Consider the following 21,805-nt stretch of genomic DNA (forward strand, 5'->3'; position numbering starts at 1 on the left):
GCCATCCGGCAAGAAGTTACACCGTCACAACCGGCACGCGCGGAGCCAAAGCGGTCAACAACTCGTACCCCACCGTCCCCGCCGCTGCGGCCACGTCATCCACTTTAACCTCGTTCCCCCACAGCTCCACCGGCGAACCGATGCCTGCCTGCGGACACGGGGTGAGATCCACCGCCATCATATCCATCGAAACCGTGCCGACGGTGCCGGTACGTACTCCGTCGATCCACACCGGTGTGCCCGTTGGAGCGATGCGCGGATAACCGTCCGCATAGCCGCCCGCCACGATGCCGATACGCTGCTCGCCCGTCGAGCGATAGCGGCTTCCATACCCCACGGTGTCGCCCGCTTTTAACGTCTGAATACCGATAATTTCACTGCGCAAGGTCATCACCGGTTTCAGGCCGCTGTTGGCAATGTCCTGCCACTGGCCCGACGGCGACGCGCCGTAGAGAATAATCCCCGGCCGCACCCAGTCATAATGAGCTTCCGGGTGCCAGAGCGTGGCGGCGGAGTTCGACAGGGAACGGGCGCACTCCAGCCCTTCTGCCGCCTGGTTGATACGCACCATCGCATCGTTGATGCCGTCCGGCTTTTCGGCGTCGGCGAAGTGCGCCATCAGCGTCATCTCGCCGACGTTTTTCAGGGCCCGCAGCTGTTGCCACACCGTATGGACACGATCCGGCTGGAAGCCGAGACGGTTCATGCCGCTGTTCACTTTCAAATAGATGTCCAGCGGCGCGTGGAGTTTGGCATTTTGCAGGGCTTTGATTTGCCAGTTGCTGTGCACGCTGGTGGTCAGACGGTACTTATCCAGCAGCGGCAGCTCATCGGCGTGGAAGAAACCTTCGAGCAGCAGGATCGGCCCTTTCCAGCCGCGCTCGCGCAGCAGGATCGCCTCTTCCAGATTCAGCAGGGCAAAACCATCCGTCGCACTGAGCGCACTCCAGATGGACTCAATTCCGTGGCCGTAGCAGTTGGCTTTCACCACCGACCAGACGCGAGAGCCCGGCGCAGCACGGCGGACAATCTGCAGGTTGTTTTTCAGCGCCTGCAGATCCAGCTGAGCCAGAATAGGACGGGACATGACAGCTCCTTGTTAATTATGCGCGCCATGCAGATGCTGCGGGCGAGATGGCGTGAATCCGGACTGATAGCGCGCGGCGCTTAAGTCATCAAACGGAATCGCCGGGGTGCGGCCCGAGATCAAATCACTCAGCAGCTGACCCGAACCGCAGGCCATGGTCCAGCCCAGGGTTCCGTGGCCGGTGTTGGTCCATAAGTTCTTAAACGGCGTGCGGCCGACAATCGGCGTGCCGTCCGGGGTCATAGGACGTAAACCGGTCCAGAACGTGGCCTGCTCGACAAAGCCCCCGCGCGGGAACAGATCGCGCACCACCATCTCCAGGGTTTCGCGGCGCGGTTGCAGCAATTCCGTGTTAAAGCCGACAATCTCCGCCATGCCGCCGACGCGAATTCGGTCATCGAAACGGGTAATGGCGATTTTGTAGGTTTCATCAAGGATAGTTGAAACCGGCGCACCGTTGTCCTCTTTCACCGGAATGGTCAGCGAGTAGCCCTTGAGTGGATAGACCGGAATATCGAGAATGCCTTTCAGCATCGCCGTGGAGTAGGAACCGAACGCCATGACGTAGGCATCGGCTTTGATCACTTCCTCGCCGCACTTCACGCCGTAGATTTTTTCGCTTTCGTACAGGAGCTTATCGACAGCGGTGTTGTAGCGGAACGTCACGCCCGCCTGCTCGCACATCTTCGCCAGACGCTGGGTAAAGAGCTGGCAGTCGCCGGTTTCGTCGTTCGGCAGACGCAACCCGCCCGTCAGTTTGTGTGCCACTTCTGCCAGCGCCGGTTCCACCTGCGCCAGCTGACTGGCTTCGAGCAGCTGATACGGCACGCCCGCATCCTGCAACACGGCGATATCGCGGGTGGCGTTTTCATACTGCTGCGCGGTGCGGAACAGCTGGAGCGTGCCGCCCTGCCGTCCTTCGTATTCAATTCCGGTGGAGTGGCGTAGCTCTTTCAGGCAGTCGCGGCTGTACTCCGCCAGACGCACCATGCGGCCTTTGTTTTCCATGTAATGGCGCGTGTCGCAGTTGCGCAGCATCTGCCACATCCATTTGAGCTGAAACTGGGTGCCGTCGAGGCTGATTGCCAGCGGCGCGTGGCGCTGGAACATCCATTTGATGGCTTTCAGCGGTACGCCCGGAGCCGCCCACGGAGCCGCATAGCCAGGGGAGATCTGCCCGGCGTTAGCCGCGCTGGTCTCCAGTGCCGGTCCCGGTTCGCGATCGATGACCGTCACCTCATGCCCTGCCTGACTTAAATACCAGGCGCTGGTGACGCCGACAACCCCACTTCCCAGTATGACAACTCGCATAGCCACTCCGTTATGAGCAAAAGAACAATCTTCTAATTACAGATTGATAACCTAGTTGAAAATATTATTCAACATACGACTTTTTTATGGTGACTTATCTCACATCTTCCCCAGCCAGCGGGGATAGCGGTTATTTAGGATCTTTTCCTGCGCGCTCTTTTTAGCCAGCAGAATATTCTGCGAGACACCCGTTTCCTGCGGGATCGAAAACGGGAAATCGCAAAGAAAAAATTTCTGTGTCAGCACGCTTTTCAATGCGTTGATCTATGCTTGAAAAGAGGTTCTCCAGATCAGAGAGAGCTATCAATAACGAGGGCGCGCTAATGGCTACACTTGACTCCATATCCAAGGACAGCACTCGTCTCAGCGATGGACCCGACTGGACCTTCGAGCTGCTGGATGTCTATCTGGCCGAGATCGACCGGGTAGCGAAGCTGTATCGGCTGGACACCTATCCGCACCAGATCGAAGTCATTACCTCCGAACAGATGATGGACGCCTACTCCAGCGTCGGGATGCCGATCAACTATCCGCACTGGTCGTTCGGCAAGAAATTCATTGAGACAGAGCGGCTCTACAAGCACGGCCAGCAGGGCCTGGCGTATGAGATCGTCATTAACTCCAACCCGTGTATCGCTTATCTGATGGAAGAGAACACCATTACCATGCAGGCGCTGGTGATGGCGCACGCCTGTTACGGGCACAACTCGTTCTTTAAAAATAACTATCTGTTCCGCAGCTGGACCGATGCCAGCTCGATTGTCGATTACCTGATCTTCGCGCGGAAATACATTACCGAATGCGAAGAGCGTTACGGCGTGGATGAGGTGGAGAAACTGCTCGACTCCTGTCACGCGCTGATGAATTACGGCGTTGACCGCTACAAACGTCCGCAAAAAATCTCCCTGCAGGAGGAGAAAGCGCGGCAGAAAAGTCGCGAAGAGTATCTGCAAAGCCAGGTGAATATGCTGTGGCGTACCCTGCCGAAACGCGAAGAGGAGAAGACGATCGCCGAAGCGCGGCGTTATCCGTCTGAGCCGCAGGAGAACTTACTCTACTTTATGGAAAAAAATGCGCCGCTGCTTGAACCCTGGCAGCGGGAAATCTTGCGTATCGTGCGTAAGGTGAGCCAGTATTTTTATCCGCAAAAACAGACCCAGGTGATGAACGAGGGCTGGGCGACGTTCTGGCACTACACCATCCTCAATCACCTGTATGACGAAGGCAAAGTGACCGAGCGGTTTATGCTCGAGTTTTTGCACAGCCACACTAACGTGGTGTTCCAGCCGCCGTACAACAGCCCGTGGTACAGTGGGATTAACCCGTATGCCCTCGGCTTTGCGATGTTCCAGGATATCAAACGCATCTGTCAGTCGCCGACGGAAGAGGATAAATACTGGTTCCCGGACATTGCCGGGTCCGACTGGCTGGAGACGCTGCATTTCGCGATGCGCGACTTTAAGGACGAGAGCTTTATCAGCCAGTTTATGTCGCCGAAAATCATGCGTGATTTCCGCTTCTTCACGGTGCTGGACGACGACCGGAATAACTACCTGGAGATTTCGGCGATTCATAACGAAGAGGGGTATCGTGAGATCCGCTCGCGTCTCTCTTCTCAGTACAATCTGAGCAATCTGGAGCCGAATATTCAGGTGTGGAACGTGGATTTACGCGGCGATCGCTCGCTGACGCTGCGCTATATTCCGCACAACCGCGCGCCGCTGGATAAAGGACGTAAAGAGGTGCTCAAGCATGTTCATCGCCTGTGGGGGTTTGACGTGCTGATGGAGCAGCAGAACGAGGACGGTAGCGTGGAGTTGCTGGAGCGGTGTCCGGCGCGGGCTAACACGTTGTGATGGGTGCCGGGTTGACTCTCTGCGGCCTGTTTGCCGGGTGGCGGCTGACGCCTTACCCGGCCTACAAAATGCATCGTCGTCGGGCAAAAAAAACCTCTCGAAAGAGAGGTTTTTTATTTTCAATGACCGTGAATCGCCAAATCGCCCGGCAGATTCTTCTGCATCCGGTGCCAGATCTCGCCACTGTCGTGGCCGTAACGGCGCACCGTTTCGTAAACCTGATCGTGCAGACCTTCGGTGCAGAGCTCACTCAGCTTGTGGTAGAAACCGAGCGCCAGGCTGCGCGCTTCCGGATTGGCGAAGTAATGACGACCAATGCGGGTATAGAGCCCTTTCATGCCGTTGAGGATCAGCCCGTAAATCGGGTTGCCCGAGGCAAACGCCAGACCGCGGAAAATGTTGTAATCCAGCGTCGCGAAGGCATCTGCGTGATCGTCAACCGCAGAGGCGGTTGCCAGCACTTCCAGCGCCTTATCAGGGTGCTGACGGAATGCGGTGCGGATAAAGATGGTGGAAATGTTGGTGCGCACCGACAGCAGATTATCGATCAGCTGCGGAACGCTCTCATGATCGAGACGGGCGAGCGTTTCAAGAATATTCAGACCCGACGTTTCCCAGAAGTTATTCACTTTGGTCGGTTTGCCGTGTTGAATCGTCAACCAGCCATCACGTGCCAGACGCTGAAGAACTTCGCGTAAAGTGGTACGTGTTACGCCAATCAGTTCAGAAAGTTCACGTTCAGCGGGAAGGATCGTTCCAGGGGCGAAACGGTTATTCCAGATGCTTTCAATGATGTACTCTTCAGCGAAACCCGCCGGGCTTTGCGCCTTTATGACCATAGTGAGATTTCCATTACACAGCTTTAGCTAATTCACTCATCATACCAGAGGCTGACAGGCGCAGGTAGCGCAGCGACGCGGGAAAAAAGGGATCGCCGTTTCATTTCTGTTAAATACCCGTCCCCGCTGCGTGACCGTTATTCATGCAAATTGTGCGTATAATAATGTTTTGCTTAACTTTGGCGAGGAAGGAACTCTCTGGTGGAAATGTCTTATGGACGCGCCCTGTGGCGCAATTTTTTAGGCCAGTCTCCCGACTGGTACAAGCTCACGTTACTCACTTTTCTGATCCTCAACCCGCTGGTGTTTATCTTTTCGCCATTTACCGCCGGATGGCTGCTGGTGGCGGAGTTTATCTTCGCTCTGGCGATGGCGCTGAAATGCTACCCGCTGCTCCCCGGCGGGCTGCTGGCGATTGAAGCGGTGTTCATCGGGATGACCAGCGCCGAGCGCGTCAAACACGAGCTGGCCACCAACCTCGAAGTGCTCCTGCTGCTGATCTTTATGGTCGCCGGGATCTACTTTATGAAACAGCTGCTGCTGTTCATCTTCACGCGGTTATTGCTGAGCATTCGGTCCAAAACCGTGCTCTCCCTCTCCTTCTGTCTCGCCGCCGCGTTTCTCTCCGCATTCCTCGATGCGCTGACGGTGGTGGCGGTCGTGATCAGCGTCGCGGTCGGTTTTTACGCCATTTATCATCGCGTGGTGTCGTCTAAACCCGAGAGCGATCTGCAGGATGACAGCCAGATTGAAACGCCGAAGCGCGAGGTGCTGGAACAATTCCGCGCATTCTTGCGCAGCCTGATGATGCACGCGGGCGTCGGTACCGCGCTCGGCGGCGTGATGACCATGGTCGGCGAGCCGCAAAATCTGATTATCGCCAAAGCGGCGGGCTGGAACTTTACAGAGTTCTTCCTGCGCATCGCGCCGGTGAGTGTTCCGGTCTTTTTCTGCGGTTTAGTCACCTGCGTGCTGCTGGAAAAAACCAAAAGCTTCGGGTATGGCGCACAGCTGCCGGGGCCGGTGCGCGACGTGCTGCACGAGTTTGATCTGAAAAGCCGTCGCCAGCGCACGCGTCAGGAGAAGCTGGCCCTGATAGCGCAGGGTGTCATCGGCGTGTGGCTGATCATCGCCCTGGCGTTTCACCTGGCGGAGGTCGGGCTGATTGGCCTGTCGGTGATTATTCTCGCCACCTCGTTTACCGGCGTGACCGATGAACATGCCATCGGCAAAGCTTTTACCGAGGCACTGCCCTTTACCGCCCTGCTGGCGGTGTTTTTTGCCATTGTGGCGGTGATTGTCGATCAGCAGCTGTTTTCGCCGATTATCGACTTTGTTCTGCGGGCGTCTCCAGACTCGCAGCTGTCGCTGTTTTATCTGTTTAACGGCCTGCTCTCATCCATTTCTGATAACGTGTTTGTCGGGTCGGTGTATATCAACGAAGCCAAATCCGCGCTGGAGCATGGCGTTATCAGCATTAATCAGTTTGAGCTGCTGGCGGTGGCGATCAATACCGGCACCAATCTGCCGTCGGTGGCGACACCGAACGGCCAGGCGGCGTTCCTGTTCCTGCTGACCTCGGCGCTGGCCCCGCTGATTCGTCTCTCTTACGGGCGGATGGTGTGGATGGCGCTGCCGTATACGCTGGTATTAACGCTGGTCGGTTTGCTGTGCGTCAAATTTACCCTCATTCCTTATACGCAATGGTTGTTGCATATAGGTATACTGGCCGCGCATTAAGTCCCTGAATTCGGGCAGTTCGCTGCCCGGTTTGACTTTCTGCATTATAAACATCCAATTACGTTTTATTTTGCCAGGTGGATCTGGCGCTTAAAGCGTTTTGGTTTACACTGCGCTTTCTAAGCCTGTTCCAGGGAAATGATTATGTTGCGATTTTTGAACCAGTGCTCTCGCGGTCGCGGAGCGTGGTTGTTGATGGCCCTGACCGCCTTTGCGCTGGAAATGGTAGCGCTGTGGTTCCAGCATGTGATGTTGCTGAAACCTTGTGTGTTGTGTATTTACGAACGTTGTGCGCTGTTCGGCATCATGGGTGCGGGTCTGGTCGGGGCAATTGCGCCGAAATCCCCACTGCGTTATGCCGGGATCGCCATTTGGTTGTACAGTGCCTGGAAAGGCATTGAGCTGGCCTGGCAGCACACTATGATGCAGCTGCATCCGTCGCCATTTATGACCTGCGATTTTGCCGCCCGCTTCCCGAGCTGGCTGCCGCTGGACAAATGGCTGCCGCAGGTGTTTGTTGCCTCCGGTGACTGCTCTGTTCGTCAGTGGGAATTTCTGACGCTGGAGATGCCGCAGTGGCTGGTCGGTATTTTCGTCGCCTACTTCGTGATAGCGCTGCTGGTGCTGATTGCCCAGCCGTTCAAACCGAAAAAACGCGATTTGTTTGGAAGATAAGTGTTTTCTCCCTCTCCCGTGGGAGAGGGCCGGGGTGAGGGCAACAGGCCGCACCGTACACACCGCCCAACCCCCAACAAAAAACCCGCCTCGGCGGGTTTTTTATTTATGCACGTTTAGGATGGTTGAGAATATGGTCTTCCCAGTCCTGCACTTCAGACTCTTTCACCGCAATATGTCTCACCGAGATACGCTCGCCGTGCATCGCCGCTTTTGAGCCCGTCAGCAGCGGGTGCCAGTCCGGCAATCCTTTCCCTTCCGCCAGCAGACGATACGCGCAGGTGTGCGGCAGCCATTCAAAGGTCGGGAGATTGTCGCGGGTCAGCTTGATGCAATCCGGCTCGTACTCGAAACGGCGCTCGTAGTTACGGCACTGACAGGTTTTGATATTCAGCTGCTTGCAGGCAACGTTGGTGAAGTAGATTTCGTCCGTGTCTTCGTCCATCAGCTTGTGCAGGCAGCACTGCCCGCAGCCGTCACACAGCGATTCCCACTCCACGTCGGTCATTTCGTCGAGAGTCTTGCTTTGCCAGAAAGGGGTTTCGCTCATAGGGATGTCCACACGTCAAAAGAAAGCGCACCTTATAACCAGTCTGGCACGTGGATGCAAGTTTTGCCGCCGAATAACGGCGGCAAGGGGGTTTTACAGCACGCGAGTCTTAACGGATTGCCCGTTAAACCCAATCTCCAGTTCGTCGCCGCTGGTCAGCGGGCCGACGCCTTCCGGCGTGCCGGTGAGGATCACATCGCCCGGTTTGAGGGTGAAGTAGCGGCTCATGTAGGCAATCAGCGGCAGGATCTTGTGGATCATGTCTAAAGTGTTGCCCTGCTGACGCACGTCACCGTTAATTTTCAGGCTCAGGGGAGTGTTTTGCGGGTCGGAATGGAATTCGGCGGCCGGGATAAAACCGGAGATCGGGCAGGAATTATCAAAGCCTTTGGCTTTTTCCCACGGCTGCCCCGCCTTCTTCATTTTGCCCTGCACGTCGCGTAAGGTCAGATCCAATGCAACGCCGTAGCCCGCAATCGCTTTCTGCACGTGCTCTTCGGAGGCCTGACGCAGCGTGCCGCCAATCAGCACCGCCAGTTCGACTTCGTGGTGAACCGACCCCAGCCCTTGCGGTAGCGCCAGCGGCTGGCGGATATCGCAGAGCGCCGTTTCCGGCTTGATAAACAACACAGGCTCTTCTGGCACGGCACTGCCCATTTCCTGAATGTGCTTCGCATAGTTGCTGCCGACGCAGACCACTTTGCTCACGGGATAATCCAGTAATGCGCCTTGCCAGTTGTGATGTTGATACATGCTCGTCCCCTAAACGGTTGATATGTCACCCACGGAGTTGGCCGGGGTTATTTTTTTCCGTCACCCGCGAGATGCTGTTTTAATAAATTCTCAGGAGGTGGCGGCAGCTGTAAATAATAGCCCTGTTCTTTCAGCGCGGTTTTCACTTTTTCCAGATCGGCATTCACCAGTTTTTTACGACCATCCAGCGGCAGCAGCATCGCCAGCTGCGGGGCACCGAAGCCTTTCATTAATTCTTCCGGCACGCGGGAAAAATCGTCTTTTTTCTCGACATAAAGATAAGTCTGGTCGCGTTTAGTACTTCTGTAGATCACACAAAACATGTTTTTACTCTGAATTATCGGTGGTTGCTTGCCTCAATATAACAGTGACTATAACATGCCTGATACTCTTCGGAATATCGCAACGAATGTGCTGCGATTAACAGCAAATTGAGTAAGGCCAGGATGTCAAACACGCCCATCGAGCTTAAAGGCAGTAGCTTCACCTTATCAGTGGTTCATTTGCATGATGCAAAACCCGAGGTTATTCGTCAGGCGTTAGAAGACAAAATCGCGCAGGCACCCGCTTTTCTGAAACACGCCCCCGTGGTGGTGAACGTCAGCGGTCTGGACGCGCCTGTGAACTGGCAGCATCTGCAGCAGGCGGTTGCCTCGACCGGGCTGCGAATTGTCGGTATCAGCGGCTGTAAAGATGCCCGACTGAAAGATGAAATCGAGCGCGCCGGTCTGCCCCTTCTCACTGAAGGCAAAGAAAAATCGGCGCGTTCTGTGCCAAAAGCCGCTCCGACTCCCCCACCGCCCGCGCAAAATGTTACCGCTATCACAAAAACGCGAATGATTGATGTGCCGGTTCGTTCCGGTCAGCGCATTTATGCACCAAACTGTGATCTGATTGTGACAAGCCACGTCAGCGCTGGCGCTGAGCTGATTGCCGATGGCAACATTCACGTCTACGGTATGATGCGGGGACGCGCGCTGGCAGGTGCCAGTGGCGATCGGGATGCGCAAATTTTCTGTACTAACCTGACGGCGGAACTGGTTTCCATCGCAGGAGAATATTGGCTGAGTGACAAGATCCCAGCCGAATTTTATGGCAAAGCGGCACGACTGCGTCTGGCAGAGAACGCTTTGACTGTTCAACCGTTGAATTGATCCCTTTTTAACAAGGAATTTCTATGGCACGCATTATTGTTGTGACTTCGGGTAAAGGAGGCGTTGGCAAGACCACCTCCAGCGCGGCCATCGCTACTGGTTTGGCCCAGAAGGGAAAGAAGACAGTTGTTATCGATTTCGATATCGGCCTGCGTAACCTCGACCTGATCATGGGCTGCGAGCGTCGCGTGGTGTATGACTTCGTTAACGTCATCCAGGGTGATGCGACCTTAAACCAGGCGCTTATCAAAGATAAGCGCACGGAAAACCTCTTTATTCTCCCGGCCTCTCAGACGCGCGACAAAGATGCGCTGACCCGTGAAGGCGTGGAGAAAGTGCTCGACGAGCTGAAGAAGATGGAGTTCGACTTTGTGGTCTGCGACTCCCCTGCTGGTATCGAAACGGGCGCGCTGATGGCGCTGTACTTCGCTGACGAAGCCATCATCACCACCAACCCCGAAGTGTCGTCCGTGCGTGACTCCGACCGTATTCTGGGCATTCTGGCGTCGAAATCTCGTCGTGCAGAAAATGGCCAGGACCCGATTAAAGAGCACCTGCTGCTGACCCGCTACAATCCGGGCCGCGTCAACAAAGGTGACATGCTGAGCATGGAAGATGTGCTGGAGATCCTGCGCATCAAACTGGTCGGCGTGATTCCGGAAGATCAGTCTGTGCTGCGCGCCTCTAACCAGGGTGAGCCGGTGATCCTTGATACGATGGCAGACGCGGGTAAAGCCTACGCTGATACCGTTGACCGTCTGCTGGGAGAAGATCGTCCTTTCCGCTTCATTGAAGAAGAGAAGAAAGGTTTCCTCAAACGCCTGTTCGGAGGATAAGTTATGGCATTACTGGACTTTTTTCTCTCGCGGAAAAAAAGCACCGCCAACATCGCGAAAGAGCGACTGCAAATTATCGTTGCGGAGCGTCGCCGCAGCGATGCTGAACCTCACTATTTGCCGCAGCTGCGCAAAGACATCCTGGAAGTGATTTGTAAGTACGTGCAGATCGACCCGGAGATGGTCACCGTGCAGCTTGAGCAGAAGGACGGAGATATTTCGATTCTGGAGCTGAACGTGACGCTGCCGGAAGCGGAAGAGTCGCGTCCGTAGCATTAAAACATGTCGGTTGTAGGCCGGGTAAGCGCAGCGCCTCCCGGCAAATCCCCGGTGGCGCTTCGCTTACCGGGGCTACAAAACCGACATACTCACGCTATTTTTACTGCGGATAGCTTTCCAGCAGGGTTTTCAGACGTTCGCCCATCAGTTCCCCGCGCCAGCCCGCGATCAGTTCCGGCAGGCCATTGTTTGGTTTTAACTTCCAGTGCCAGTTCAGCAGCTGATTGATCTGACGGCGTGACGCCAGCAGTTCCGGACTCACCTTGTTTTCTGTGCCCACTTCCAGCACCAGCGCTTTGATATCTTTAAAGGCTTTGCGATACCCCGGCATATCCATCAGGTTCAGGAGCGGCTCAGGCAGTTGGTCTTCCGGCAGCTCTTGCGCTTTGGCGACCAGCGCCAGCAGGGTTTTGCCGTGGAAGCGGATCTCACTCCCGGACAAACCAATACTGTCCAGCTCGCCCATGCTGCCCGGCATGTAGCGCGCCACGGCCCACAGGTGCTCTTCACGCACTACAAAGTTCACCGCCAGATCGCGCTCGCGCGCTTTGCGCAGACGCCAGTCGGCCAGCAGCTGCAGGCAGGCAAGCTGACGGGTGCGCAGCTGCCAGGCGTTGGTGATATCGCGCCAGGCGTCTTTCGGGTCGAGCACTTCCTGACGACGCTGCTGAGTCATGCGACATTCATTCAGCGCCGCGTCCAGCCAGCCGGCCTCTTCGCACGCTTTCATCAGCTGGCCGCAGATTGGCAGGAGATAAAACACGTCGGCGGCGGCGTAGTCGAGCTGGCGTTCGGTCAACGGACGGGCCAGCCAGTCGGTGCGCGATTCGCTCTTATCCAGCGCAATCCCGGTGTACTCTTCCACCATCGCGGCAAAGCCCCAGGAGAGCGGACGACCGGAGAAAGCAGCCAGGATTTGCGTATCAATCAGCGGCTCTGGCATCACGCCAAAGGTGTTCATGAACACTTCCAGATCTTCACTGCCCGCGTGCAGATATTTGGTGACCGCCGTGTCGAGCAGCAGATCGCGCATCGGCGTCCAGTCCGTGATGCCCAGAGGGTCAATCAGCGAGACCTTTTTGCCGTCGTACATCTGGATCAAACCCAACTGAGGATAGTAGGTTCGCGTACGAACAAACTCGGTATCCAGAGCAATGGCGGGAAAGTCGCGGGTGACGTCGCACAGCGTTGCCAGCTCGTCGTTGGTGGTGATCATCTGGTAATTCAAAACGGTTTCTCTCTGGTTTGCGCCCATAAAAAACGCCGGCTAACCGGCGTGTGATGGCGACTCACTCGAAGCTTAGGCTTTATTGTCCACTTTGGCGCGGGCTTCGTCACGTAATTCTCGTCGTAATATCTTCCCGACGTTCGATTTCGGCAGCTCGGTGCGGAACTCCACCAGCTTCGGCACTTTGTAGCCGGTGAGCTGACGGCGGCAGAAGGCGATCAGTTCGTCTTCGCTCAGCGAGGCGTCTTTTTTGACCACAAAGATCTTCACCGCTTCGCCGCTGCTACCGGACGGCACGCCGACGGCGGCCACTTCCTGCACCCCTTCGTGCTGCATCACCACGTCTTCGATTTCGTTTGGATAGACGTTAAAACCGGAGACCAGAATCATGTCTTTCTTGCGATCGACAATGCGCAGGAAGCCTTCATCGTCCATCACCGCGATGTCGCCCGTATAGAGCCAGCCATCTTTGATGATCTCATCCGTCGCATCCGGGCGCTGCCAGTAGCCGAGCATCACCTGCGGCCCTTTCACGCATAATTCACCCGGCTCGCCGTGCGGCACTTCGTTGCCTTCGTCGTCGACCAGTTTGGCTTCCGTCGACGGTACCGGCAGACCGATGCTGCCGCTGTGATAATCGATGTCGTGCGGATTCACGCTGACCAGCGGCGCGCACTCCGTCAGGCCGTAGCCTTCCAGCAGATACTGCCCGGTAAGCTTCACCCAGCGGTCGGCCACCGCCTGCTGAACCGGCATCCCGCCGCCCGCAGAGAGGTGCAGCGTGGAGAAGTCGAGCTGCTGGAACTCTTTGTTATTCAGCAGCGCGTTGAACAGCGTATTGACGCCAGTCATCGCGGTGAACGGGTATTTCGCCAGCTCTTTCACCAGCCCCGGAATATCGCGCGGGTTGGTGATGAGTAAATTCTGTCCGCCCAGCTCGATAAACAGCAGGCAGTTCATGGTCAGGGCAAAGATGTGATACAGCGGCAGCGCTGTGACGACCAGCTCTTTGCCGCGATGCAGCAGCGGGCCGTAGGTGGCATTCACCTGTTCGAGGTTCGCCAGCATGTTGCGGTGGGTCAGCATCGCCCCTTTGGCGACGCCGGTGGTGCCGCCGGTGTACTGCAGGAAGGCCAGATCCTCTGACACCACTTCCGGTTTCACGTACTGCATGCGATACCCGCTGTGCAGCGCCCGACGGAAGGAGATGGCATCCGGCAGATGGTATTTCGGCACCAGACGCTTCACGTATTTGACGACAAAGTTAACCAGCGTGCCTTTGGCCGTCGAAAGCTGATCGCCCATACGGGTCAGGATCACGTGGCGAACCTGAGTCTTATCGACCACTTTTTCGAGGGTATGGGCAAAGTTGGAGACGATCACGATCGCCGCCGCACCGCTATCATTCAGCTGGTGTTCCAGCTCGCGCGGGGTATAGAGCGGGTTGACGTTCACCACAATCATCCCCGCTCGCAGAATACCGAACAGCGCCACCGGATACTGAAGCAGGTTAGGCATCATCAGCGCGACGCGGTCGCCCTTCTTCAGCCCCAACCCTTCCTGCAAATAGGCCGCAAACGCCCGGCTGCGCTCTTCCAGTTTGCGGAAGGTCATCACTTCGCCCATGTTCACAAACGCAGGCTGATCCGCATAGCGCGAAACCGAGTGCTCAAATAATTCAACCAGGGATTGATAACGGTCAGGATTGATCTCCGCAGGCACATCTGCGGGATAACGGTTAAGCCAAACCTTTTTCAATGCATCACCTCTGAAATGAGTGTTCGTCGTCATCACAACCCCGATAATAAACAGTTCGTTAACATTATATTAACTCAGCGTACCAGTTTATTAATTGTTCGGATTTAAGGTTGCGAAGCGCGTCACTCTTTTTTTTGTGTTTCGTCCGTAAAAAACAGAGACAGCGGCTGAGCCGCTGTCTCTTATCTAAATATAACAGTAACTTACTCGGTAACGATGGTCTGCACCTGCGCCGGGCCCGGGTTGTACCAGCCCCATCCACCGTAGCCGCCATAGCGGTATGGGTGTGGTCCCCACATCCACGGGTCCATTGGCTGCGGTGGCAGCATGACCTGCTGAGTGAGGTGCCAGCGTTTGTAGCCGTTCGCCTGCATGGTCATGAATTTATACGGCGTGTTGCCGATTTTGCCCTGCACCGCACCGGTAATCGGCCCAACGACCGTCACCAGCTGACCGCGGAAATCCACCGGGTCGAGGAAACCGTTCACGTCAGCGTAAATGCGCCCGCGCGACGGTTCGCCGAGAGTCGGTCGTGCGCCGCTGTCCAGCGGTACCGTCGCAATTTCGAGGCGAGTTTTACCCTGCTGGTTCTGGATATCCACCACTTTACCGCCGAAGCGCGCTTCCTGACCGACGTACAGTTCAGGGGCATTCATCACCCGCACCAGATCCTGCTGCGGCGTTGGACTGCTCCCTTTGATCGCGTCAGGAACGGTGACACATCCGCTTAATGCCACAGCGATAGCGCCCGCTATGAAGAGGCGTACAGCCTTAGTTTGAACCGCCATGATGCGACTCCCTTTTCTCAGTGCTTATTACTGAGATTCACGCCCTGCCCGGAAGTTTCTTCCAGGCCACTTCATTTCGTAAATAAACTGGCTCAGCGTGTTCAACGGCCACGGTTTTTCCGGCCGCCAGCAGCTGACAGGCGATCGGCAGCATGTCTTCGGCGTGCGGAAGTAACACCTGACCATCGACTAACGTGAGACCGCTGTCTTTTGCCAGATCCGGCCACGCTGGCCAGCCTGTACCGACTGTAGCCCACTCGTCCGTAAGGTGTTTCAACCGTTCAGCAACGGCCTCAGGTTTGAGCACCGACTCGGTCTCTTCTCCGTGCCAGACGCCCTGCTCATCGCGGGTATATTCCGCCCAGTAGACTTCGCCCATGCGGGCGTCGATCGCGGCGAGGACGCGTGTGGCGCCGGTCATGCGCCATGCGCCCTGCGCCATGGTCGCCAGCGTCGAGACGCCGATCATCGGCAGATCGGCTCCCAGCGCCAGGCCCTGAGCGATACCAATCCCGATACGCACGCCGGTGAAGCTGCCTGGCCCACGGCCAAACGCCAGCGCGTCGAGTTCAGTTAAGGTGGAGTTGCCCTGGTGAAGGATCTCTTTCACCAGCGGCAGAATACGTTGGGTATGTTCCCGGGGGCACTCTTCAAAATGGGCAAAGAGGGAACCGTTATCCCACAGGGCTGCCGAGCAGGCCTCTGTAGCGGTATCAATAGCCAGAATTCGCATGGGTCTCGCGCTCTCGCAATAGTCAGTCACAAAATGGCGCGCATCTTAGCACACCCCGGCGGAAATTACTCCGCCGTTGGGTTCGCCAGGAAACGCACCGCGCGATTAATGTCCCGCGTACGCGGTGCGGGCGGCAGGCTGGCAAGGAATGTCGCGCCGTACGGGCGCATCACCAGGCGGTTATCGCAGATAACCAGTACGCCGCGGTCGTCCGTATCACGGATGAGACGCCCGACGCCCTGTTTCAGGGTAATAACCGCATCCGGCAACTGGACGTCATCAAAGGGATCGCCCCCGCGCAGACGGCAGTCTTCCATCCGCGCTTTCAGGAGTGGATCGTCCGGCGAGGTAAACGGCAGTTTGTCGATGATGACTAATGACAGCGCATCCCCTCGCACGTCCACCCCTTCCCAGAAGCTGCTGGTCGCTACCAGCAGCGCGTTTCCGGCGGTGACAAACTGCTGAAGCAGCTGGCCTTTGCTGGTTTCGCCCTGCAACAGCACGGGTAAGGTCATGGTGGCGCGGAACTGCTCGGCGAGGTCGCGCATCATGGCGTGGGAGGTGCAGAGCATAAAGCAGCGGCCATTGTTGGCCTCGATCATCGGTTTGAGCATCGCCGCCAGCTGTTTCGCCGCGCCCGGCTGGTTCGGCAGGGGTAAATTACGCGGCACGCAGAGCAGCGCCTGGGTTTCGTAATCGAACGGGCTTGGCAGCAGGAGTGAATCCGATTCCTCAATCCCGAGGCGCTCGGTGAAGTGGTGCAGATCGTCATTCACGGAGAGCGTCGCGGAGGTAAAGATCCAGCTCCCCGGTTTCTGCGCCATCACCTCTTTGAATTTATCGGCGACGGTCAGCGGCGTCAGCGCGAGGGTGAACTGGCGCGCGGTGCATTCATACCAGTAGCTAAAGCCGGGCTGGTTGATCTCTTTCAGGCGTTTCAGACGTGAGCGGTAGAGCGTGGCGCGCTCAAAGGCGGCGTCGAGCAGTGCGCTGCGCCCGAGCGACAGTTTGGCGACGTCGTAGCACAGCTCCAGCGCATCATCGAGCAAGAGCAGCGCGCGCTGGATGTTGCTGTCGACTAACAGCTCGCGCAGGTTTCCGCGATAGCCGGGCTCGCCCAGCTGCATACGGAAATCCTGCGCGCTTTGCGCCAGGCGATCGGCGCATTTTTGCAGCTGTTGGGTGTCGCGCAGTTCGGTGCGATAGGCGATAGTGAAATCTTTGGCAAGATCCTGAAGCTGGCGGCTGGAGAGCGACTGACCAAAATACTGGCTGGCGATATCCGGTAGCTGATGGGCTTCATCGAAGATCATCACTTCGGCCTCCGGGATCAGTTCGCCGAACCCGCCGTCTTTGACCACCATATCGGCCAGGAACAGATGGTGGTTCACCACCACCACGTCGGCGTCCATCGCCGTTTTGCGCGCTTTGACGACAAAACAATCTTTATACAGCGGGCAGTCGCTGCCGAGGCAGTTGTCGTTGGTGCTGGTCACGAGTGGCCACGCCGGGGAATCTTCGGCGACGCTGGCGCAGGTGCTGATATCCCCGTCAGTGGTCTGGTTAGCCCAGGCGCGGAGAATGATCACATCGCTCAGGGTGTTGACCGGCAGATCGCCCCCGGCCAGCGCCTGCTGTTCGAGGCGCTCCAGACAGAGATAGTTCGAGCGCCCTTTCAGGAGCGCCAGTCGGCCTTTGTATTTCAGGGCTTTTGCCACCGTCGGCAGATCGCGGCTGTAGAGCTGATCCTGCAACGCTTTCGAGCCGGTCGAGATGATCACTTTCTTCTTCGCGCGCAGCGCAGGGGCGAGATAGGCGTAAGTTTTGCCCGTCCCGGTTCCCGCCTCGACCACCAGCGACTGGGTATTTTTGATGGCGCGGGTGACCGCTTCTGCCATGTGTCGTTGCGGCTCGCGCGGTTTAAAACCGGGAATCGCCTGCGCTAACTGACCGTCTGCTGAAAAATCGTCTGCCACGTTGCTCTCTCACTGTATTTTTGCACAGGGATTATGTCAGCCCGCCCTCTCCTGTGCCAGTCGAAATAGACGTTGACGGAACATTATGGCAGTCTTGCGGCCTGAAGCCATTTATGAGGAAAGGTTTATGACAATTGTGCGCATTGATGCCGAAGCCCGCTGGTCTGACGTGGTGATTCACAACCAGACGCTCTATTACACCGGTGTACCGGAAAACCTGGACGCCGATGCGTTCGAGCAAACGGCCAACACGCTGGCGCAAATTGACGCGATTCTGGAAAAACAGGGCAGCGATAAATCCCGCATTCTGGATGCGACCATTTTCCTGGCGAATAAAGACGATTTCGCGGCGATGAATAAAGCCTGGGATGCCTGGGTCGTCGCGGGTCACGCGCCTGTACGCTGTACGGTACAGGCCACGCTGATGAAGCCGCAGTATAAAGTTGAAATCAAGATAATCGCGGCGGTGTAAGACGATTACTCGTCTTCTTCGTCATCCTCGAAACGCGCCACGATCCGATCGCCGGTATGGGTGGCGCGAATTTCCTGGGCGACGGTGGTAATCGCTTCGCCGCTGCTCATCCCATTGGACATCAGCTCCTGAATTCGCTCGACCGCTTTTTGCTGCTGTTCGTGACTGAGGGAAGGTAAACCTGCAAACATGATCAACTCCTGCTAAATTATCTGCGCTAATACATTCACGCAGCCCGGTAGTATGCCACACATGAACCCGTTACCCCCTACTGTCATTTCATTACCCTGGCGTCAAGACGCCGCCGAATTCTGGTTTTCGCGCGTAAGCCATCTCCCGTGGGCGATGCTGTTGCACTCGGGGCTCGCGGATCATCCCTATAGCCGCTTTGATATTCTGGTCGCCGACCCGCTCACCACGCTTCTGACGCACGGCGACACCACGCGTATTTCGTCAGACGCTGAACGTGTCTGCGACGATGATCCGCTGTCACTGCTGGAACGCGAACTGAGCGCCCTGCCTTTCACCGCCACAGCGAATGCGGATCTGCCCTTCCAGGGCGGCGCGCTGGGGCTGTTTGGCTACGATTTAGGCCGTCGATTTGAAGCTTTGCCCAACCATGCAGAAGAGGATATTTCCCTGCCGGATATGGCCGTGGGGCTGTACGACTGGGCGGTGATTGTCGATCACCACAAGAAAACCGTTTCCCTGCTCAGCCACACCGACGCCCACGCGCGGCTGGCGTGGTTAGAGGCGCAACAGCCCGTTTCACTCTCTCATTTTACCTTAACTTCCGCCTGGCGATCCAACATGAGCGCCGACGCGTACGCCGATAAATTCCGGCAGGTGCAGGCGTATCTGCACAGCGGGGATTGTTATCAGGTGAACCTCGCCCAGCGTTTTCAGGCGAGTTACACGGGTGACGAGTGGCAGGCGTTTACGCGTCTTAATGCCAGCAACCGTGCGCCGTTCAGCGCCTTTTTACGTCTGGAACAAGGCGCAGTGCTGAGTTTGTCGCCGGAGCGCTTTATCCATCTTGCAGACGGCACCATTCAGACCCGGCCCATTAAAGGCACCCTGCCGCGCCTGGCGGAGCCTGAAGCGGATAAGCAACAGGCGGAGAAACTCGCCGCGTCACCGAAAGATCGCGCCGAGAATCTGATGATTGTCGATCTGATGCGTAACGATATTGGCCGCGTGGCAGAGCCTGGCAGCGTGCGCGTGCCTGAGTTGTTTGTCGTGGAGCCGTTCCCGGCGGTGCATCATCTGGTCAGCACCATTACGGCAAAACTTCCTCCCAACCGTTCGGCCTGCGATCTGCTGCGCGCCGCGTTTCCTGGCGGGTCGATCACCGGCGCACCGAAAGTGCGCGCCATGCAGATTATCGATGAGCTTGAGCCGCATCGCCGTAACGCCTGGTGCGGCAGCATCGGCTATCTGAGCCTGTGCGGCACGATGGATACCAGCATTACCATCCGCACCCTGACGGCCTGCGACGGGCAGCTATACTGCTCGGCGGGCGGCGGGATTGTGGCCGACAGCCAGTGCGCCGCGGAATATCAGGAAACCTTTGATAAAGTGAATCGCATCCTGCATCAACTGGAGAATTAACGTTTGGATACCCACGATCTGACCCTGGATGATTTTCTGTCGCGCTTTCAGCTTTTGCGCCCGCAGGTAAACCGCGACGCGCTGAACAGCCGCCAGGCGGCGGTGCTGATTCCGGTGGTGCGCCGCGAACAGCCAGGATTGTTACTCACCAAGCGCTCGTCGCATCTGCGTAAGCACGCCGGTCAGGTGGCGTTTCCCGGCGGGGCGGTGGATGCGTCTGACGCCTCACTGATTGCCGCCGCGCTGCGCGAAGCTCAGGAAGAGGTGGCGATCCCGCCGGAAGCCGTTGAAGTGATTGGCGTGCTACCGCCGGTGGACAGCGTGACCGGTTTTCAGGTGACACCGGTGGTGGGGATTATCCCGCCTAATCTGCACTATCACGCCAGCGAAGATGAAGTGGCGGCGGTGTTTGAAATGCCGCTGGCGGAAGCCCTGCGTCTCAGTCGTTATCATCCGCTGGATATTCAACGTCGTGGACACGATCACCGGGTGTGGTTGTCGTGGTATCAGCATTATTTTGTCTGGGGCATGACGGCGGGCATTATCCGTGAGCTGGCGCTGCAAATCGGCCTGAAACCTTGACTATACTTTACATTCCGATTTTTTCTGCGCCTTTGCGAGTGACGTCGCATCATTAGTAAATCAGGGGTTATTCATTAGTTTAATTCATGTGAATAGTTCAGCCGACCTGGTGGTTCCCTCTTACACTATGCGCAGTTATAACATCGTTACTGGAACCCCGGTAACCCTGTCAGGAGTGAGAAAGTGATTAGTATATTCGACATGTTCAAAGTGGGGATTGGCCCGTCTTCTTCCCACACTGTAGGCCCAATGAAGGCCGGTAAACAGTTCGTCGATGATCTGGTCGAAAAAGGATTACTGGAAAGCACTACCCGCGTGGCCGTTGATGTTTACGGTTCGCTCTCTTTAACGGGTAAGGGCCACCACACCGATATCGCCATTATTATGGGTCTGGCAGGTAACATGCCGGACACAGTGGATATTGACGCCATTCCGGCGTTTATCCGCGACACTGAAACACGCGGTCGTCTGCTACTGGCTAACGGCAAGCATGAAGTGGATTTCCCCCACGACGACGGCATGCGTTTCCGTAGCGACAACCTGTCGCTGCATGAAAACGGCATGCAGATCCACGCCTTCAACGGCGACAAAGTCATCTACAGCAAAACCTACTACTCCATCGGCGGTGGTTTTATCGTCGACGAAGAGCATTTTGGCAAAGATACGGCGGGTGACGTGAACGTCCCTTACCCGTTTAAATCCGCGCAAGAGATGCTGGATTACTGCAAACAGACCGGCCTGTCCCTCTCCGGCATGGTGATGCAGAACGAACTGGCGCTGCACAGCAAAAAAGAGATCGAAGACTATTTTGGCAACGTGTGGCAGACCATGCAGGCCTGTATCGATCGCGGGATCAACACCGAAGGCGTGCTGCCTGGGCCACTGCGCGTACCGCGTCGTGCCTCTGCCCTGCGCCGTATGCTGGTCACCACCGATAAGTTCTCCAACGACCCGATGAACGTGGTTGACTGGGTGAATATGTTTGCGCTGGCGGTGAACGAAGAAAACGCCGCCGGTGGCCGCGTGGTCACCGCTCCGACCAACGGCGCATGCGGTATCGTTCCTGCGGTGCTGGCCTATTACGATCACTTTATCGAGCCGGTGACACCGGATATCTACATCCGCTACTTCCTCGCATCCGGTGCGGTGGGCGCATTGTATAAAATGAATGCCTCTATTTCCGGTGCCGAAGTGGGCTGTCAGGGTGAAGTGGGCGTTGCCTGCTCCATGGCGGCAGCGGGTCTGTCTGAACTGCTGGGCGCGAGCCCTGAGCAGGTATGCGTGGCCGCGGAAATCGGCATGGAGCATAACCTCGGTCTGACCTGTGACCCGGTTGCGGGCCAGGTGCAGGTGCCGTGCATCGAGCGTAACGCGATCGCCTCGGTAAAAGCGATCAACGCCTCACGCATGGCGATGCGCCGCACCAGCGAACCGCGTGTGTCGCTGGATAAGGTCATCGAAACCATGTACGAAACCGGTAAAGACATGAACGCCAAATACCGTGAAACTTCACGCGGCGGTCTGGCAATTAAGGTGCAGTGCGACTAAGCACGCCATTGATTATTCTCTCTCGCCCA

General features: G+C 56.8%; 22 protein-coding genes. 10 read left to right on the plus strand and 12 right to left on the minus strand.

The window, feature by feature from the left end; translation table 11 throughout:
• Positions 1–16: 16 nt before the first annotated feature.
• Both dadX and QQF33_RS14230 read right to left on the minus strand, forming a co-directional pair.
• Positions 17–1,087, minus strand: a complete 1,071-nt coding sequence (gene dadX, locus QQF33_RS14225; RefSeq protein WP_285158007.1) for a catabolic alanine racemase DadX — start codon at positions 1,085–1,087, stop codon at positions 17–19.
• 12 nt (positions 1,088–1,099) lie between these two features.
• The gene (locus QQF33_RS14230; protein WP_285144286.1) at positions 1,100–2,398 is read right to left on the minus strand and encodes a D-amino acid dehydrogenase; all 1,299 of its coding nucleotides are present in this window, start codon (positions 2,396–2,398) and stop codon (positions 1,100–1,102) included.
• A 323-nt stretch (positions 2,399–2,721) separates the two neighbouring features.
• Between QQF33_RS14230 and QQF33_RS14235 the strand changes: the two genes are divergently transcribed.
• Positions 2,722–4,254 (plus strand): SpoVR family protein, encoded by a 1,533-nt coding sequence (locus QQF33_RS14235; RefSeq protein WP_285144285.1) that lies wholly within the window; start codon positions 2,722–2,724, stop codon positions 4,252–4,254.
• Positions 4,255–4,373: 119 nt separating this feature from the next.
• Here QQF33_RS14235 and fadR read toward each other — a convergent pair whose 3' ends face one another.
• Positions 4,374–5,093, minus strand: a complete 720-nt coding sequence (gene fadR, locus QQF33_RS14240) for a fatty acid metabolism transcriptional regulator FadR (protein WP_282494597.1) — start codon at positions 5,091–5,093, stop codon at positions 4,374–4,376.
• 201 nt (positions 5,094–5,294) lie between these two features.
• On the opposite strand from fadR, the gene nhaB reads away from it, so the two are divergent.
• Positions 5,295–6,833 carry a sodium/proton antiporter NhaB gene (gene nhaB, locus QQF33_RS14245; RefSeq protein ID WP_285149566.1) on the plus strand — a complete coding sequence of 513 codons (1,539 nt, stop codon included), beginning with the start codon at positions 5,295–5,297 and terminating at the stop codon, positions 6,831–6,833.
• A gap of 144 nt (positions 6,834–6,977) precedes the next feature.
• Positions 6,978–7,508, plus strand: a complete 531-nt coding sequence (dsbB, locus tag QQF33_RS14250; RefSeq protein WP_095282329.1) for a disulfide bond formation protein DsbB — start codon at positions 6,978–6,980, stop codon at positions 7,506–7,508.
• A gap of 106 nt (positions 7,509–7,614) precedes the next feature.
• Here the strand turns inward: dsbB and QQF33_RS14255 are convergent, their stop codons facing one another.
• The 3 genes from QQF33_RS14255 to QQF33_RS14265 all read right to left on the minus strand — a co-directional run bounded on the left by QQF33_RS14255 (position 7,615) and on the right by QQF33_RS14265 (position 9,134).
• Positions 7,615–8,058 (minus strand): YcgN family cysteine cluster protein, encoded by a 444-nt coding sequence (locus QQF33_RS14255; RefSeq protein ID WP_095282330.1) that lies wholly within the window; start codon positions 8,056–8,058, stop codon positions 7,615–7,617.
• Positions 8,059–8,151: 93 nt separating this feature from the next.
• A complete protein-coding gene (locus tag QQF33_RS14260; RefSeq protein ID WP_285149565.1) occupies positions 8,152–8,811 on the minus strand; it encodes a fumarylacetoacetate hydrolase family protein in 660 nt (219 codons plus the stop codon).
• Between the two features lie 47 nt (positions 8,812–8,858).
• Positions 8,859–9,134, minus strand: a complete 276-nt coding sequence (locus QQF33_RS14265; protein ID WP_282494601.1) for a YcgL domain-containing protein — start codon at positions 9,132–9,134, stop codon at positions 8,859–8,861.
• Positions 9,135–9,257: 123 nt separating this feature from the next.
• On the opposite strand from QQF33_RS14265, the gene minC reads away from it, so the two are divergent.
• From minC to minE, 3 genes are read left to right on the plus strand one after another with little or no spacing between them, the layout of a single operon-like run.
• Positions 9,258–9,965 (plus strand): septum site-determining protein MinC, encoded by a 708-nt coding sequence (gene minC / locus QQF33_RS14270; RefSeq protein WP_285149563.1) that lies wholly within the window; start codon positions 9,258–9,260, stop codon positions 9,963–9,965.
• A gap of 23 nt (positions 9,966–9,988) precedes the next feature.
• The gene (gene minD, locus QQF33_RS14275; RefSeq protein ID WP_282494603.1) at positions 9,989–10,801 is read left to right on the plus strand and encodes a septum site-determining protein MinD; all 813 of its coding nucleotides are present in this window, start codon (positions 9,989–9,991) and stop codon (positions 10,799–10,801) included.
• A gap of 3 nt (positions 10,802–10,804) precedes the next feature.
• The gene (gene minE, locus QQF33_RS14280; protein WP_010432714.1) at positions 10,805–11,074 is read left to right on the plus strand and encodes a cell division topological specificity factor MinE; all 270 of its coding nucleotides are present in this window, start codon (positions 10,805–10,807) and stop codon (positions 11,072–11,074) included.
• Between the two features lie 106 nt (positions 11,075–11,180).
• Here minE and rnd read toward each other — a convergent pair whose 3' ends face one another.
• The 5 genes from rnd to QQF33_RS14305 all read right to left on the minus strand — a co-directional run bounded on the left by rnd (position 11,181) and on the right by QQF33_RS14305 (position 17,563).
• Positions 11,181–12,308 carry a ribonuclease D gene (rnd, locus tag QQF33_RS14285; protein ID WP_285149580.1) on the minus strand — a complete coding sequence of 376 codons (1,128 nt, stop codon included), beginning with the start codon at positions 12,306–12,308 and terminating at the stop codon, positions 11,181–11,183.
• 72 nt (positions 12,309–12,380) lie between these two features.
• The gene (gene fadD, locus QQF33_RS14290; protein ID WP_282494605.1) at positions 12,381–14,066 is read right to left on the minus strand and encodes a long-chain-fatty-acid--CoA ligase FadD; all 1,686 of its coding nucleotides are present in this window, start codon (positions 14,064–14,066) and stop codon (positions 12,381–12,383) included.
• Between the two features lie 203 nt (positions 14,067–14,269).
• Positions 14,270–14,854, minus strand: coding sequence for a Slp family lipoprotein (locus QQF33_RS14295; RefSeq protein ID WP_282494606.1), 585 nt, complete (start codon positions 14,852–14,854; stop codon positions 14,270–14,272).
• 37 nt (positions 14,855–14,891) lie between these two features.
• The gene (gene tsaB, locus QQF33_RS14300; RefSeq protein WP_285158008.1) at positions 14,892–15,587 is read right to left on the minus strand and encodes a tRNA (adenosine(37)-N6)-threonylcarbamoyltransferase complex dimerization subunit type 1 TsaB; all 696 of its coding nucleotides are present in this window, start codon (positions 15,585–15,587) and stop codon (positions 14,892–14,894) included.
• 65 nt (positions 15,588–15,652) lie between these two features.
• Positions 15,653–17,563, minus strand: a complete 1,911-nt coding sequence (locus QQF33_RS14305; protein ID WP_285158009.1) for an ATP-dependent DNA helicase — start codon at positions 17,561–17,563, stop codon at positions 15,653–15,655.
• A 127-nt stretch (positions 17,564–17,690) separates the two neighbouring features.
• Between QQF33_RS14305 and QQF33_RS14310 the strand changes: the two genes are divergently transcribed.
• Complete coding sequence (locus QQF33_RS14310; RefSeq protein ID WP_095282339.1) at positions 17,691–18,035, plus strand: RidA family protein; 345 nt, start codon at positions 17,691–17,693, stop codon at positions 18,033–18,035.
• Between the two features lie 5 nt (positions 18,036–18,040).
• Here QQF33_RS14310 and QQF33_RS14315 read toward each other — a convergent pair whose 3' ends face one another.
• Positions 18,041–18,226 (minus strand): YoaH family protein, encoded by a 186-nt coding sequence (locus QQF33_RS14315; RefSeq protein ID WP_282494609.1) that lies wholly within the window; start codon positions 18,224–18,226, stop codon positions 18,041–18,043.
• Positions 18,227–18,287: 61 nt separating this feature from the next.
• Between QQF33_RS14315 and pabB the strand changes: the two genes are divergently transcribed.
• From pabB to sdaA, 3 genes are all read left to right on the plus strand, one after another.
• Complete coding sequence (gene pabB, locus QQF33_RS14320) at positions 18,288–19,646, plus strand: aminodeoxychorismate synthase component 1 (protein WP_285158010.1); 1,359 nt, start codon at positions 18,288–18,290, stop codon at positions 19,644–19,646.
• A gap of 3 nt (positions 19,647–19,649) precedes the next feature.
• Positions 19,650–20,228, plus strand: coding sequence for a CoA pyrophosphatase (locus QQF33_RS14325; RefSeq protein WP_282494611.1), 579 nt, complete (start codon positions 19,650–19,652; stop codon positions 20,226–20,228).
• Between the two features lie 183 nt (positions 20,229–20,411).
• Positions 20,412–21,776 (plus strand): L-serine ammonia-lyase, encoded by a 1,365-nt coding sequence (gene sdaA, locus QQF33_RS14330; protein WP_282494612.1) that lies wholly within the window; start codon positions 20,412–20,414, stop codon positions 21,774–21,776.
• The last annotated feature ends 29 nt before the right edge of the window (positions 21,777–21,805 follow it).

Source organism: Lelliottia wanjuensis (assembly GCF_030238365.1).
Lineage (GTDB): Bacteria > Pseudomonadota > Gammaproteobacteria > Enterobacterales > Enterobacteriaceae > Enterobacter > Enterobacter wanjuensis.

Excerpts from the sequence above, each read along its gene's own strand:
- dadX (WP_285158007.1), bottom strand. The coding sequence starts at position 1,087 with ATGTCCCGTCCTATTCTGGCTCAGCTGGATCTGCAGGCGCTGAAAAAC.
- QQF33_RS14230 (WP_285144286.1), bottom strand. The coding sequence starts at position 2,398 with ATGCGAGTTGTCATACTGGGAAGTGGGGTTGTCGGCGTCACCAGCGCC.
- QQF33_RS14235 (WP_285144285.1), top strand. The coding sequence starts at position 2,722 with ATGGCTACACTTGACTCCATATCCAAGGACAGCACTCGTCTCAGCGAT.
- fadR (WP_282494597.1), bottom strand. The coding sequence starts at position 5,093 with ATGGTCATAAAGGCGCAAAGCCCGGCGGGTTTCGCTGAAGAGTACATC.
- dsbB (WP_095282329.1), top strand. The coding sequence starts at position 6,978 with ATGTTGCGATTTTTGAACCAGTGCTCTCGCGGTCGCGGAGCGTGGTTG.
- QQF33_RS14255 (WP_095282330.1), bottom strand. The coding sequence starts at position 8,058 with ATGAGCGAAACCCCTTTCTGGCAAAGCAAGACTCTCGACGAAATGACC.
- QQF33_RS14260 (WP_285149565.1), bottom strand. The coding sequence starts at position 8,811 with ATGTATCAACATCACAACTGGCAAGGCGCATTACTGGATTATCCCGTG.
- QQF33_RS14265 (WP_282494601.1), bottom strand. The coding sequence starts at position 9,134 with ATGTTTTGTGTGATCTACAGAAGTACTAAACGCGACCAGACTTATCTT.
- minC (WP_285149563.1), top strand. The coding sequence starts at position 9,258 with ATGTCAAACACGCCCATCGAGCTTAAAGGCAGTAGCTTCACCTTATCA.
- minD (WP_282494603.1), top strand. The coding sequence starts at position 9,989 with ATGGCACGCATTATTGTTGTGACTTCGGGTAAAGGAGGCGTTGGCAAG.
- minE (WP_010432714.1), top strand. The coding sequence starts at position 10,805 with ATGGCATTACTGGACTTTTTTCTCTCGCGGAAAAAAAGCACCGCCAAC.
- QQF33_RS14295 (WP_282494606.1), bottom strand. The coding sequence starts at position 14,854 with ATGGCGGTTCAAACTAAGGCTGTACGCCTCTTCATAGCGGGCGCTATC.
- tsaB (WP_285158008.1), bottom strand. The coding sequence starts at position 15,587 with ATGCGAATTCTGGCTATTGATACCGCTACAGAGGCCTGCTCGGCAGCC.
- QQF33_RS14310 (WP_095282339.1), top strand. The coding sequence starts at position 17,691 with ATGACAATTGTGCGCATTGATGCCGAAGCCCGCTGGTCTGACGTGGTG.
- QQF33_RS14315 (WP_282494609.1), bottom strand. The coding sequence starts at position 18,226 with ATGTTTGCAGGTTTACCTTCCCTCAGTCACGAACAGCAGCAAAAAGCG.
- pabB (WP_285158010.1), top strand. The coding sequence starts at position 18,288 with ATGAACCCGTTACCCCCTACTGTCATTTCATTACCCTGGCGTCAAGAC.